Source organism: Lacrimispora sp. (genome assembly GCF_031982545.1).
Classification (GTDB): Bacteria; Bacillota; Clostridia; order Lachnospirales; family Lachnospiraceae; genus Lacrimispora.
The window spans coordinates 181,544-195,000 of record NZ_DALYXB010000008.1 but is presented as its reverse complement, the minus strand read 5'-3'; the positions used below and the strand labels follow the sequence as shown (position 1 = coordinate 195,000).

Annotated in this window: 16 protein-coding genes; 3 read left to right on the top strand and 13 right to left on the bottom strand. The window is 38.5% G+C overall.

Translation table 11 applies throughout. From position 1 onward, the window contains the following. Nucleotides 1-16: 16 nt before the first annotated feature. The 6 genes from cysK to ABS301_RS15060 form a co-directional block, all read right to left on the bottom strand. Nucleotides 17-949 (bottom strand): cysteine synthase A, encoded by a 933-nt coding sequence (gene cysK, locus ABS301_RS15085; RefSeq protein WP_349673008.1) that lies wholly within the window; start codon nt 947-949, stop codon nt 17-19. 345 nt (nt 950-1,294) lie between these two features. Continuing rightward, nucleotides 1,295-2,479, bottom strand: coding sequence for a MalY/PatB family protein (locus ABS301_RS15080; RefSeq protein WP_349673007.1), 1,185 nt, complete (start codon nt 2,477-2,479; stop codon nt 1,295-1,297). Next, on the bottom strand, nt 2,472-3,626 hold the full coding sequence (locus tag ABS301_RS15075) for a trans-sulfuration enzyme family protein (RefSeq protein WP_349673006.1): 1,155 nt from the start codon (nt 3,624-3,626) through the stop codon (nt 2,472-2,474). Before ABS301_RS15075 ends, ABS301_RS15080 begins: the two co-directional genes overlap by 8 nt. Nucleotides 3,627-3,764: 138 nt before the next feature. After that, the gene (locus ABS301_RS15070; protein ID WP_349673005.1) at nt 3,765-4,673 is read right to left on the bottom strand and encodes a LysR family transcriptional regulator; all 909 of its coding nucleotides are present in this window, start codon (nt 4,671-4,673) and stop codon (nt 3,765-3,767) included. A gap of 73 nt (nt 4,674-4,746) precedes the next feature. Next, entirely contained in the window at nt 4,747-6,054 is a 1,308-nt protein-coding gene (locus ABS301_RS15065; protein WP_349673004.1) for an O-acetylhomoserine aminocarboxypropyltransferase/cysteine synthase family protein, read from the bottom strand. A gap of 143 nt (nt 6,055-6,197) precedes the next feature. Beyond that, complete coding sequence (locus ABS301_RS15060) at nt 6,198-6,656, bottom strand: HIT family protein (protein ID WP_349673003.1); 459 nt, start codon at nt 6,654-6,656, stop codon at nt 6,198-6,200. Between the two features lie 160 nt (nt 6,657-6,816). On the opposite strand from ABS301_RS15060, the gene ABS301_RS15055 reads away from it, so the two are divergent. Beyond that, on the top strand, nt 6,817-7,458 hold the full coding sequence (locus tag ABS301_RS15055; RefSeq protein ID WP_349673002.1) for a superoxide dismutase: 642 nt from the start codon (nt 6,817-6,819) through the stop codon (nt 7,456-7,458). Between the two features lie 460 nt (nt 7,459-7,918). Here the strand turns inward: ABS301_RS15055 and ABS301_RS15050 are convergent, their stop codons facing one another. Then, entirely contained in the window at nt 7,919-8,296 is a 378-nt protein-coding gene (locus ABS301_RS15050; RefSeq protein WP_349673001.1) for a hypothetical protein, read from the bottom strand. A gap of 215 nt (nt 8,297-8,511) precedes the next feature. Between ABS301_RS15050 and ABS301_RS15045 the strand changes: the two genes are divergently transcribed. Further along, the gene (locus tag ABS301_RS15045; protein WP_349673000.1) at nt 8,512-9,231 is read left to right on the top strand and encodes a response regulator transcription factor; all 720 of its coding nucleotides are present in this window, start codon (nt 8,512-8,514) and stop codon (nt 9,229-9,231) included. 100 nt (nt 9,232-9,331) lie between these two features. Beyond that, a complete protein-coding gene (locus ABS301_RS15040; protein ID WP_349672999.1) occupies nt 9,332-9,508 on the top strand; it encodes a hypothetical protein in 177 nt (58 codons plus the stop codon). Between the two features lie 409 nt (nt 9,509-9,917). On the opposite strand, the gene ABS301_RS15035 is transcribed toward ABS301_RS15040, so the two are convergent. The 6 genes from ABS301_RS15035 to ABS301_RS15010 form a co-directional block, all read right to left on the bottom strand. Beyond that, the gene (locus ABS301_RS15035; RefSeq protein WP_349672998.1) at nt 9,918-11,000 is read right to left on the bottom strand and encodes a hypothetical protein; all 1,083 of its coding nucleotides are present in this window, start codon (nt 10,998-11,000) and stop codon (nt 9,918-9,920) included. A gap of 15 nt (nt 11,001-11,015) precedes the next feature. Further along, nucleotides 11,016-11,393, bottom strand: coding sequence for a hypothetical protein (locus ABS301_RS15030; protein ID WP_349672997.1), 378 nt, complete (start codon nt 11,391-11,393; stop codon nt 11,016-11,018). Nucleotides 11,394-11,517: 124 nt separating this feature from the next. Next, complete coding sequence (locus ABS301_RS15025) at nt 11,518-12,384, bottom strand: CHAP domain-containing protein (protein ID WP_349672996.1); 867 nt, start codon at nt 12,382-12,384, stop codon at nt 11,518-11,520. Between the two features lie 88 nt (nt 12,385-12,472). Next, nucleotides 12,473-12,901: a phage holin family protein gene (locus tag ABS301_RS15020; RefSeq protein WP_502877969.1), complete on the bottom strand. Its 429-nt coding sequence runs from the start codon at nt 12,899-12,901 to the stop codon at nt 12,473-12,475. Nucleotides 12,902-12,912: 11 nt separating this feature from the next. Further along, nucleotides 12,913-13,053, bottom strand: a complete 141-nt coding sequence (locus ABS301_RS15015; protein ID WP_349672994.1) for an XkdX family protein — start codon at nt 13,051-13,053, stop codon at nt 12,913-12,915. A gap of 2 nt (nt 13,054-13,055) precedes the next feature. Continuing rightward, on the bottom strand, nt 13,056-13,451 hold the full coding sequence (locus tag ABS301_RS15010) for a hypothetical protein (RefSeq protein ID WP_349672993.1): 396 nt from the start codon (nt 13,449-13,451) through the stop codon (nt 13,056-13,058). Between the last annotated feature and the right edge of the window lie 6 nt (nt 13,452-13,457).

Genomic DNA, 13,457 nt, shown 5'->3' with positions numbered 1-13,457 from the left:
AGTAAATTATTATATTTTATGCGAATAATGGTGTTGATAAATACCGGTCACCAGAATCAGGAAGTAATACAACAATAGTCTTTCCCTTGTTTTCAGGTCTTTCCGCAACAAGCTTTGCTGCCTTTAATGCTGCTCCGGAGGAAATACCAACCAGAATTCCTTCTGTGACTGCAAATGATTTGCCTTCTTTAAATGCATCTTCATTTTCAACAGTAATTACTTCATCATAGATAGCGGTATTTAATACCTCTGGTACAAATCCGGCACCAATTCCCTGAATCTTATGAGGTCCTGGTTTGCCTCCGCTAAGCACAGGGCTGCTTGCCGGTTCCACTGCCACGATCTGCACATTTGGATTCTTTTCCTTTAAATATGCACCAACACCGGTTACCGTTCCGCCTGTACCTACACCTGCAATAAAGATATCAACGGTTCCGTCAGTCTGTTCCCAGATCTCCGGTCCAGTTGTCTCTTTATGCACTTTTGGGTTGGCAGGATTTACGAACTGTCCTAATATAACGGAACCTTCAATGGTATCCTTTAATTCATCTGCTTTTTCTATGGCACCTCTCATACCCTTTGCACCTTCCGTGAGAACCAGCTCTGCGCCATAGGCCTTTAAGAGATTTCTTCGTTCCACGCTCATGGTATCAGGAAGAGTCAGGACTGTTTTGTATCCCTTTGCCGCTGCTACAGCTGCAAGACCAATTCCTGTATTACCGGAAGTTGGTTCAATAATAGTAGCCCCCGGCTTTAAAATTCCTTTTTCCTCTGCATCTTCAATCATGGCTAAAGCGATACGATCCTTTACGGATCCGGCCGGATTTAGATATTCCAGCTTTGCCAGAAGCGTAACACCTTCTACACCCTCTGCTGTACCGTAACGGCTGATTTTCAGTATCGGTGTTCCTCCAATAAGTTCTACTGCGCTTTCTTTAATTGATCCCATATCCTTATCCTCCATATTATCATTTTATTGTTTCATTATTATTGTTTTTAAATTATAAAGAAGCAGCTGCTCCTAAGGCACCTGCTTTCATCTTTTATGGGGTAAATGAATATCCCCATATCTGATGCTGCCAGGCATTAGGAAGAGCAATCCAATGAAACTGTTTTTTTTCTATAACAAACAGCCTGGCAACAACATATATACTGATTCCACTTACGGTTTTTCTGATCTCTGTTATTTTTCATATGGAACTGCCGCCTTTCTACCTACAACATTAATATGTTTATATGTTATAATTATATTAATGCAGAAAGCGAAATGTGTCAATACCTTTTTTCAAAGATTCTATAAATTTTTAACCGCCGTTTTTAATTTATCCAATGCTTCCGTGATTATAGCTCGGGGACATGCTATGTTGATCCGTTCAAAGCCTTCTCCTATGGAACCAAACATGGCGCCGCTGTCCAGCCACAAACCTGCCTTTTTTACAATCAGCTCTTCCCGTTCCTGTTCAATTAACCCTAATGCCCTGAAATCCAGCCATATGAGATAAGTTCCATCCGGTTCAATCAGCTTAATATCCGGTAAATTGTCTTCTAAATAAGTACGTACAAGGCGGATATTTTCTTTTAAATACTCCATCAGCTGGTCATGCCAGTCTTCTCCATACCGGTATGCGGCCTCACAGGCGGTTAACCCTAATGCATTTAACTGGCTGTAACCGGCAGCTGCAATTTCTTTTTTGAATTTATGCTTTAGATCCGGATTGGAAATAAAAATATTGGAAATCTGCAGTCCTGCCACATTAAACGTCTTACTAGGGGCAGTGCAGGTAATGGTTCGGTTCTTAAGCTTCTCATTTATCGCCGCAAACACCTGATGCTCACCCTTAAACACAAAGTCCTGATGAATCTCATCGCTGACAACAATGATATCAAGTCGCTCACAGATCTCACCAAGCTGAGTCAGTTCTTCTCTTGTCCATACTCTTCCCACCGGATTATGGGGACTGCAAAGGAAATACAGTTTTACCTGATTTTCAACCGCCTTTTTTTCAAAATCTTCAAGATCCATATGATAGATTCCATCTTCACCCAGATATAAGGTATTATCAACGATCTTTCTGCCGTTGTCTTCTATCACTTCACTAAAGGGATAATAAACAGGCTGCTGAATCATGACACCGTCTCCCGGCTTTGTGTATGCTTTTACTGCCATTGCAAGCGCGAAAACCACACCTGGAGTTTTCACCAGCCAGTTTCTCTCAACGTTCCAGCCATGACGGCGCTTCATCCAGTCCTGCACTGCCTCGAAGTACTCCTCTTTCCCCTCACTGTAACCGAAAATCCCATGCTCCACACGTGCTTTTAATGCATCAAGCACAGGCTGGGGTGCTTTAAAATCCATATCTGCCACCCAGAGCGGCAGGATTCCTTCCGGTTTTCCTCTCTGTACTGCAAAATCATATTTGATGCAGCTTGTATTTTTTCTGTCTATCTGTTCATCAAAATCAATTCGTTCTTTACTCATGAAATACCCGCTCCAATTCATTTATTAAATCCTGTACATCCTCAATTCCCACCGAAAGTCTTAAGATCCGGTCTGTGATTCCATTGGCAGCCAGTACATCTGCCGGCACATCTGCATGTGTCTGAGTGATGGGATAAGTGATCAGAGTTTCCACACCTCCAAGACTCTCTGCAAACCGGATCAGACGCACGCTCTTTAGTATACTATGGGCAAGCTCCTTTGATTCCACCTCAAAGGTCACCATACAGCCAAAACCTCTCGCCTGTTTTTTACAGACTTCGTGTCCGGGATGATCTGTAAGTCCAGGATAATAGATCTTCTTTACTTTTTTCTCATTTTTAAGCCAGTCCACCAGATTTTTGGCATTCTTCTCTGCCTGGTTCATACGAATGGCCAGTGTCTTGATCCCCCGCAGTATAAGCCAGCTGTCAAAGGGAGCCAGACCGGAGCCCACTGTCTTTATGATGAAACGAAGTCTTTCTGCAATTTCAGCAGATGAAGTGACAAGAAATCCGGCTATGGTATCGTTATGACCTCCCAGGTACTTGGTTCCGCTGTGCACCACCAGGTCTGCACCCAGTTTTAACGGGTTCTGGAAGTAGGGAGACATAAATGTATTATCCACAATCAGAAGAATTCCATGCTTTTTGGTGATTTTAGCAAGCTCTTCAATATCGGTTACATTCATCATGGGGTTGGTAGGGGTTTCAATAAAAACAGCCTTTGTGTTTACACCAATCAGTTCTTCCACTTTCCCGTAAGAGGAACCGGAGCAGTCTACGGAATCAATTAAGATACCGTTTTTCTTGCTGATGTTGTCAAACAGCCGGATACTGCCTCCGTACAAATCGCAGTCTGTAATAATGTGGTCACCCGGTGCAAACAGTTCCATAAGTGCTGTAATAGCCGCCATTCCGCTGGAAAAAGCCAGAGCATCCACGCCGCCTTCTAAAGAGGCTACTATATTTTCCAAATGCTCTCTGGTGGGGTTTTGCAGACGGCTGTAATCGTATCCGGTCCCTTCTCCTACTCCTTTATGGGCAAATGTTGCAGTCTGATAAATGGGGAAGCTGATAGCTCCTGATTGATCCACCGTAATTTCCGCTCCGTCACCATATAAACATTTTGTTGAAATTCCATATTCCATGTTGTGTCACCGCTTTCTATTCATTATCGTGATTCTTATATAACAGTATATCAGCCCAACGGACAATAGCGGTATGATTGAAAAACAATAGCCTGCTATTTATTATTTCTATAACAACAGGAAACTGATTTTTAATTCTTACAGAACCTGTTTCTCAAATTTTTTCAATTCCGCTATATATTTTTCTCCCAGAATACTGAGGGGCATTTTTTTCTTTTTAATGTAACCAATCCGCATCCGGTCGCTGGTATTAAGAGGAATGGCACGGTATTCATCTCCATTTAAATCCTCGCATATAATACCGGAACAAAGGGTATAGCCGTTTAATCCCACCATTAAATTGAGCAGTGTGGCTCTGTCATCTGCCTTAATGATCTGCTTATATTCATAGGTACTGAATACTTCTTCTGCAAGATAAAACGCATTGTTCGTTCCCTGTTCAAAAGAAAGACAGGGATAATTTTTTAAATCCTCAAATTCAATCAGTTCCTTTCTGGCCAGAGGGTTTCCTTTCCAGAGATATACATAGATCTTGCACTGGAACAGCTCTGTAAATTCAAGATCACTGTCATGAATCAGCTTTTCCATTGACTTCTGATTAAATTCATTGAGATAAAGAATGCCCAGTTCACTCTTCTGATTCTTTACATACTCAATTACATCGTATGTTCTGGTTTCGTGAACCGCAAATTCATAATCATCCATACCAAATTCTTTCGCCATATGAATAAATGCCTGCACTGCAAAGGTATAATGCTGCATGGACACACTGAATTTTTTCTTGAATTTTTCTTTTTTCACAAACCGTTCTTCCATCTGACGGTACTGCTCCAGCATCTGCCTTGCGTATCCTAAAAATTCCTCTCCCTCCGGTGTGATTACAATGCCCCGGTTGGACCGCAAAAACAGCTGAAGACCAATTTCTTCTTCTAAATCCCTTATTGTACTGGATAAGCTGGGCTGGGTAATAAATAACTCGGCCGCCGCTTTATTCATAGATTTCTGGTTTGCGATGCAAATGGCATAACGAAGCTGCTGTAATGTCATAAGTCCTCCTTTTATTCTGCCTGCACAAAAGCTGCCATAGAAGCTATGGCAGCCTGCATATAATCTGATTCAGTTATTTAACCGCCTGAAATGCTTCTTCCAGATCTTCAATAATATCAGATGCATGTTCTGTTCCAATAGAAAGACGGATGGTGTTGGGCTTAATTCCGGAATTTTCAAGTTCCTCTTCTGTCATCTGTGAATGAGTGGTTGATGCAGGATGAATCACCAGAGACTTCACATCTGCAACATTGGCAAGAAGAGAGAATAATTCCAGCTGGTCAATAAAATCCTTTGCTTTTCTTGCATCTCCCTTAATTTCGAAGGTGAAGATAGAACCACCTCCATTGGGGAAATATTTGGCATATAATTCCTTCTGACTCTCATCATCGGAAATAGATGGATGATGAACTTTTTCAACCAGGGGGTGATTTTTCAAATATTCCACAACTTTCAGCGCATTCTCCACATGGCGCTCGACTCTTAAGGATAAGGTCTCAAGTCCCTGTAAAAAGATGAATGCATGAATTGGGGATAAGCAGGCTCCTGTATCACGGAGTAAAATCGCCCGGATCTTTGTCACATAAGCAGCAGGACCAGCTGCCTTTGTAAAGCTGACTCCATGGTAACTTGGGTTTGGATCTGTGAGTGAAGGGAATTTTCCAGATGCCTCCCAGTCAAATTTACCACCGTCAACAATTACACCTCCGATGCTGGTTCCATGTCCGCCAATGAATTTCGTAGCAGAATGTACCACGATATCAGCACCGAATTCGATGGGTCTTACCAGATAAGGGGTTGCAAATGTATTGTCTACAACAAGCGGAATTTTATGTGCGTGTGCAATCTTTGCAAACTGTTCAATATCAACCACATCAGAATTAGGATTTCCCAGGGTTTCAATAAAAATCAGCTTGGTATTTTCCTGAATGGCATTCTCCACTTCTTCATAATTAAATGGATCCACAAAGGTAGTGGTAATACCATAATCAGGAAGTGTGTGCTCCAGCAGGTTGTAAGTGCCACCATAGATATTCTTTGCTGCGACTACGTGATCTCCGTTCTTTGCAAGGTTCTCGATGGAATAAGTTACTGCTGCCGCTCCGGAAGCCGTAGCCAGCGCTGCCACACCGCCCTCTAATGCCGCAATTCTCCGTTCAAACACATCCTGAGTCGGATTGGTCAGTCTGCCATAAATATTCCCTGCATCTGTTAAATTAAACCTTGCAGCAGCATGATCGCTGTTATGGAACACATAGGAAGAACTCTGATAAATGGGTACTGCTCTGGCATCTGTCACGGAATCTGCCTGTTCCTGACCAACGTGTAACTGCAATGTCTCAAATTTAAGATTTCTTTCTCCTCTGGTCTTCTTGCTCATATTCGTATCCTCCTGTGGGGTAAAATGCTGTTTCGCATGTTCTTGTTAAGTGGTATTATACTGGATTTTTTTATCCTGTGTTAATATTTATAACTATTATCTGGTTATAGGTAAAATCTATAACCAGATTCTCAATGATAAGATTAGTCCTGCTGAGCCAGAAGTTTCTCCAGTTCCTCATTCAGTTTTTCCTTCATAAGGAAGAGGATTTCATCTCCCGGCAGATACTTATCATTATAAAGTTCCTCCACCGGCAGCTTCCAGACAGGCCCAGGGGACGGTGTATCACCAATGGTTCTGGGATAAAAATGCCAGTGCATATGTGTGAAATTACCGCTTCCCAATAATTCATAATTCAGTTTATCCGGTCCAAAAGCCCGATAAACTGCCTCTGCAGTCAAAGCCATCTCCTGCAAAAACCGGTTTCTAAATTCCTTTTCCAGAAAATGAAGCTCCGACGCATGTTCCTTACATAAAAAAACAGTATAACCCTGGAATCTCTGGTGATCCCCCAGCACCACATATCCTGTCTCCAATTCCTTTACAATATACGGATTTCTGCCTTCTTTAATAAGCTGTATCCGGTCACACACTCCGCACATAGCTGCACCTCTCCTTTTTCCACTTTTTCTGCTTCTCATCTTTTGTTATTATACAACAGATTTTCCACCAGCACACTATTTTTTTATTCCTTGCTTATCCATCATATCTCATTGGCTTTGGAATATATATATACAAAAATGCAAAAGGAAAAATCTGCCCATGAACGAACATTATCCATTTGTGAATCCACCGCTTCCCTATGCATACGACTCACTTGAACCTTATATCGACACTCAGACCATGTATATTCACCACGACAGGCAGCTTCAGAGATATGTAGTGGAACTAAACACCATCCTGCGGGATTACCCGGAATTGCAGAATCTTTCTTTGGAAGAGCTTCTTACAAATACGGAGAGCCTTCCGGAAGAAATCCGTCAGTCTATTATCAACTACGGCGGCGGCGTTTACAATCATATTATCTACTTTAATGGCATGATTAATTCCCAGGAGCGTTCACAGGCCGAAACACTATATCCCATTATATTAAGAGATTTCGGAACAATAGAGAATTTTTTTAATGAATATAAAAGAAATGCACTGTCTGTTTTCGGTTCGGGGTATGCATGGCTGGTTGTTGACCAGAATGGAACACTATCAATTGTAACGACTCCTAACCAGAATACTCCAATCTCATTTGGATTTTGTGTGATCTCCGGCATGGATGTCTGGGAGCATGCTTATTTTCTGCAGCGTTTTAATGACCGGGCCGCATACATCGAAGACTGGTTCCATGTGGTTAACTGGCAAGAGGCTGATGCACGGTATAAACGGTGTATGGGGATTGACGAGGAGCAATAAGTACAAAAGGGAGAACCAGGTATTAACTTGATTACTCCCTTTTAATGCGCCACTTGCAAAATCGTGTTTCCAGATTTATAATCATGCTATTACTTATTGTACAAGCGTGTGTATTATCCACACATGATAGAAAGGATGTATTTATGAAAAACTCTTTTAAAATTCTGTTTCACCCTCTAAGTCCATTTACCGCTTTCTTGCTTGGTATAATTATTGGGTTTATGATATCTCCAATAAAAAAAGGTATATACTTTGGTAATCGAGACATTACTTATTAAACAAGTAGAAAAGAAATAATACGTAATTTCGCGCTTAATCTATTATTAGGTCTAGTACTCGGTCTGTTAAACGGACACAGTACCATACCAGACTTACACTCATTGGTGTGCGGGCTGCCGGATACGCAAAAAAAACGCCCTCTATTTATTAGAGAGCGTTCTAATCCTATGTTTATATAATTCTATTTTTCTGCTTTTTCATCTTTTACGAAATACATTTTAGTGCCTTCCAACTCGAAAAGCAGTTTTGAATCTGTGATTGGACATTCAATGGTCTCTCCATCAGACTTTATAGTAATAACATTGTCCTTTTCTGACCAGGTACCCTCTCCATTTTCAGTTCCAAAATTAAGTGTCACTTTTTTTGCGTCAAATTTAATGGTGGCAGCATCCATAGCACTGGCTAAGAGTTCCCCTTCAAGTACGATCCCCTCAGCTTCCACTGAATTTAAAGTCCAGGTAGTTCCTACGTAGACAGAATCATTTTTTGCTCCGCAGCCTACCAGCATAGCCCCAAGCATCATTAAAATTGCAAGTAAAATTGATAACCTCTTCTTCATAAACTTCCACTCCCTCTTTTGTAATTTAATTGATTCACTCAGTACTACTTTTATATTTATACCGAGTTCTGGTAAAGTTTATTATAATATATAATTTCAGTCAATAGTTTTGTCGCAAAATGCATGCTTATGGTGTAAAAATCAAAAAAACATTTGCAATTCAACATAATTATGGTATATTTGTTACATCAGAATTAGAAAAATTGAGGAATATCATGAAACTTGTAATTTTAGATTCAATTACCACTGACAGAAATCATTTGATCGTTTTTTTAGAAAGATATTTCCAGAAGCGACTAATTGATTTCTCATTACATGAGTATTCATTACATAAAAATATGTTTGAACATGAAAATTTCCAATGCGAAAAACTTCCATGTTGTTTCATAAACTTATCAGAAACTGAACAAAATGGTTTGGAGATAGGTCTTAAAATTCGTGAAATGAATCGGGATAGTATTATATTCTTTACTTCCAACAGTCCCCAGTATGCAGCAGAAGCTTATCGAATGCAAGCGGATGGATATTTTCTTAAGCCTATTCAAACTAGTGAATTGGAAGCATCTCTTGATAAAAGTTTAAAGAATATAGATTTTATTTACAAGAAAATACAAATACGTTCAGAATATATGACAATGAATATACCTCTTAAGGATATCATTTATATTGAGGTGTTTAATAAAACCTGTATTATTTATACAAAGCAAAAAACAATTACCAGCTCAATATCATTAAGTGAATTGGAAGATAGATTAAAAAAAGAAGGATTCCTCCGGTGTCATAAAAGCTATCTGGTTAATATGAATTTTATCGAAGAATATAACAATCTGGGTTTCTTTCTTACAAATAAACAATTCATTCCGATATCAAAACGGGAACGTTTAAAACATCGTGAAACCCATCTAAATTGGTTAATGAAATCGATAGCTGATTAATGACTGTAGCTCCTTTATGTTATTGTAAAAATTTCCCATGTACTTTATACTATATATAGGTTCAATCAGAGCCAAATACATTCAAAGGGGAAATGTTAGTATGTCAGAGACTAAATGTAGCAATTACAATTTATGCAAACAATATGGTACTTATGGTGAGAGTTGTGAAGAGGATCTTTATTCAGCCATCTACACCGATTGCGATAATAGTGAGAAGCAGATAATAAAAATTCTGGCAAGTATTGATCAGAAACTTTCAAAACTTCTGGATAGATAGATGTAAAAAGAGGAGCCGCACAATGCGAACTCCTCTTTTCTATATCAAATGGTATTTTCCCTTGAAAAATCAAGGTTTTATCATTAGAATTTACCTGCGTTAGCACTTTCCTCAATACCAACAGCTACTGCCACGGTGGCTCCAACCATAGGGTTGTTACCCAAATGTGACTTGGTAATGAGCATTTCACTTCTACGCACTTGCACGCATCTGTAAGCCTGATAAAATAAGGAAATACTTTATGATAACTCATTTGATTACACTTAGTAACATCACTTTGTCTACCTGAAAATCTGTTTAGGGTAGACAAATAGTAGACATATAAGAATTATTATGGTTGACACAACGCAACAACTTGCATTAAAGTTAGCAATAGCTTGGAACTTATAATATATTTATACTTATTTGATTATATATTATTTCTAATTTCTATGTTAACTTTTTTTCTATTGGTAACAACTTCCAATTTATTTAGATTTTTTTCAGCTAAATTGGCTACTTGAGCATCTAATTCTTTTGTTGTATATTGATCGGCATACACCATTTCACCGGTCTCATTAATAAGAACATTTCTAATAACTTCATGCGTACTTTGAGGCATATCAAGCATATTATCCTCAATATCAGCGTTATTAACTTTATGGTCTCTGTATGCTAAATAGCTAATAAAACCTAACATAACACCTGTCACAAGTAAAACCAATAATACCGGGCTGTTTTTAGATATATTTTTAAGTTGAATTCTGCTTTCCGATTCTTCACCATTCTTATACATTTGGTCTGAGTTGATAATTTCAAATGTATGATTTTTTTCAATATATATACCAAGTATTGGCCTATCAAATCGATTGAATGATAGTGCAAACCTTTTTATAGAATCATCTGCTAATTTTTGAAAATTTAAATAATTCTTATTTAACCCTTTGGTTTTTTCTGAGTCAATCTTTTCTAATAACTTATTCATCTTTTTATTATCTGGACTTAAAAATCTTTCATATATATCCATTACCTGCTGTTTTGCACTTCTTGCCAAACAATCAAATGCTTTTTCAATTCCTCCTTTAAATAATTCGTTATAGCTTTTCAATAAGTATGTTCCTCTAAGCCTACAATTAAGATCTTTATTTAACAATGAATTGATCTTTTTATAATATGAGAACAAACAGTTTATTTTTATAATTTCATCATTATATTCCATTGTAATAAAACGTCCAATATTCGCTACTTTTGTAATTGCGCTTGGAGTGTTTTCCAGAACATTACCTTTTTCAAAGTAAGTTTTATAGTTAGTGGTTATTAAAAATGACTTATCTGTAATAAAAATATTCTTTTTTTCAACTCCATCATTAATTAAATCGTTTATCTTTTTTAATATATCAAATTTATTATTAACCATTGTTAAAGTATCTATTGTATGAGTTATCTGCCAGTTTGACATATTATTTGTTTCCACACTTCGTATTCTGAGCTCAGATATATTCCTATTACACATAAATTTTATCCCCCTCTACCTCTGCTTATGATTATTCTCAATATCTTTTAACTTAATTTCAGTAGCCCATTGACCTGCCATTGTAAAAAATAAAGCTAATAGTAATAAAACATTAGTATCGAATTGATTCATGATTAACTTTACCAGATTAGTATCTTTTAAATTAGGAATCAATACAACAACAGATATAGCAAATGTATCAAGAACAAACCTTATTAATTTTTCTAACTTATTTTCCTTTGCAAAGGTATCTACAGCTGAGGAAATACTAAATATTAGTGCTGAAGATGTAAAAGCAAAATTAGACACCTCTGAGATCTCAACGATACCAAGCATATATAATAAAACCATAATGATTAAAACTATCATGATTGATAAACGGTATTTATTCATTTCAATCTCCTTTCCTTAATCTGCAACAACAAACTCTATGTATAAATTTATACTAAATATTATCTATTAATCTCTTTATTTTATTATATCACTATACTTTTATTCCGCCTAGTATAAATTAAATCTATTCTTCTTCAAAATAATGTAATGCTCCAGAAGAATCTGGATTAAACTTTAGCCTAACCGTTTCAGTAACCATAGCACCTTTTTTATTGAAATAGTATGGAAGTCCATTTATTATATGGAATCCAGTAACCATTGCACATGTATTATCAAAATAGTACCATTCCCCGCCTGTATTTTGCAACCACTGACCTTTATATGCATACCCATCAAGGTTAAACCAATACCATTTACTACCAATATTCTGCCAGCAGGATTTATAATAAGTATTCTTCGTATCAGCATACCACCAGCCATTTTTATCATGGTTCCAGCCCAGAGTATATTCCGGCTGTGTCACAATGCTCCAATCCGGTCTACCATATCCCAAAATCCTCTCATAAGACAAGCTATATGACTTCTGGCAGACTCCACCACCGTTCTCAATCACGCTACCGCCTCCCGAAGTATTACCCTCAATTGTTTTTACCTTGGTAGAAGTAACCTCTGTGACAATGCCGGTATGATACGCCTTGGTACCGTTTGTGAAGAAGATCACGTCTCCCGGCTCTGGCTTTGTATACCATCGGCCAGCTGCTTTAAACTGATTTACGCCCGTAGGGCAGTAATGATACAGTTTACCGGCCAGAAGCTTCAAGGCTGTTTCCAATCCAAACATCTGTACAAATATCTCCGATACGAACATGGCGCACCATGCCTGTCCCTGCAGGTTATAACCGGTATGTATCTTGTAATCCCTGGCAAAGCAGGTAAAGTTGTTACTTCCTGCATTGGCTGTAAAGTCATCCAAATTGGCGTTGCTTTTCTTTTCCAGATATCCGTTCCAGGCTTTTGCCTTGTTAATCAAATCATATACTGCATTACTCATATTGTTTTCCTCCAATCGAAAAAGGACCCGGGATTATCCCAGGTCCATAAAGTTGTGACATTACAACCGTTGCGACGGTCGCAACAGCTTAAGTATTATCCGGCAGCTCGTCCGTGTACTGTGTAAGGAATTTCTTCACTGTCTCCCATAAACGCTTCACCGGCAGACCACACAGAGTCATGTTTTTAAGAATGCTCACCAACTCATAAGCTATGTACAGCAGCCCAAAGAACTCCGCCACTCCAATGGCATTAACCGGCAGATATGACCGGATCGCTTCAGGAATAAAGCCGATCAGATTAAGATGTACAATCCGATCAAGTATTAATAGGAACGCAAGAGAGGCTACCATGGAGATCTTCCGGATCGCACCATCAATGCCAAAACAGCTGTTAAAATCATGCTCCTTAATTGCTCTTATGCAGCCGAAGCAGGTGTCCATCACTACTGCTAAAATAACCAGTTTAATAATCGGGCTTCCCCATGCCAGGGCAAGCAGTTCTGTAATTCTATCCATTTCCATTATCCTCACTCTTTCTCATATTCTTTTCCGGTGATCTCCTTGTACTCAGCTGCCGTGATCCACCGGTCTACGGCATTACGTGTCATACCTAAAGTCCATAAACCTGCATCATAAAACAACTTTACCTTTCCATAATTTTTACTCATAATCACGCCTCCTCCGCTATACCGGACATCATCTGTAGGTAAGCTACCTGAGCATTGAGCGCCTGTACCTGTTGCTGTGAATCTTCATACTGTTTTTGGATAAGCATAAGAGTACTGTAATCTACAAAAGGATAACAGGAATATCCATTGACTATTTTATTTCCCTCTTCATCGAGTTTATAAAGCAACTCACCTGTTTCTTTGTCTCTTTCATTGTTTCCATCTTCTGAAAATAGCAATTCGTATTGCAGTTCATACTTGTATCCCTGAATACATACATCGCAAAGATTACCAAATAACTCTTTGCGAGTCTTTTCTGTTTCTACACAATGTTCCCAATAATCTGGGGCATCATCTAACGCCAATATTGAGCTATTAATGTCAGTATAAATTTTCATAAATTT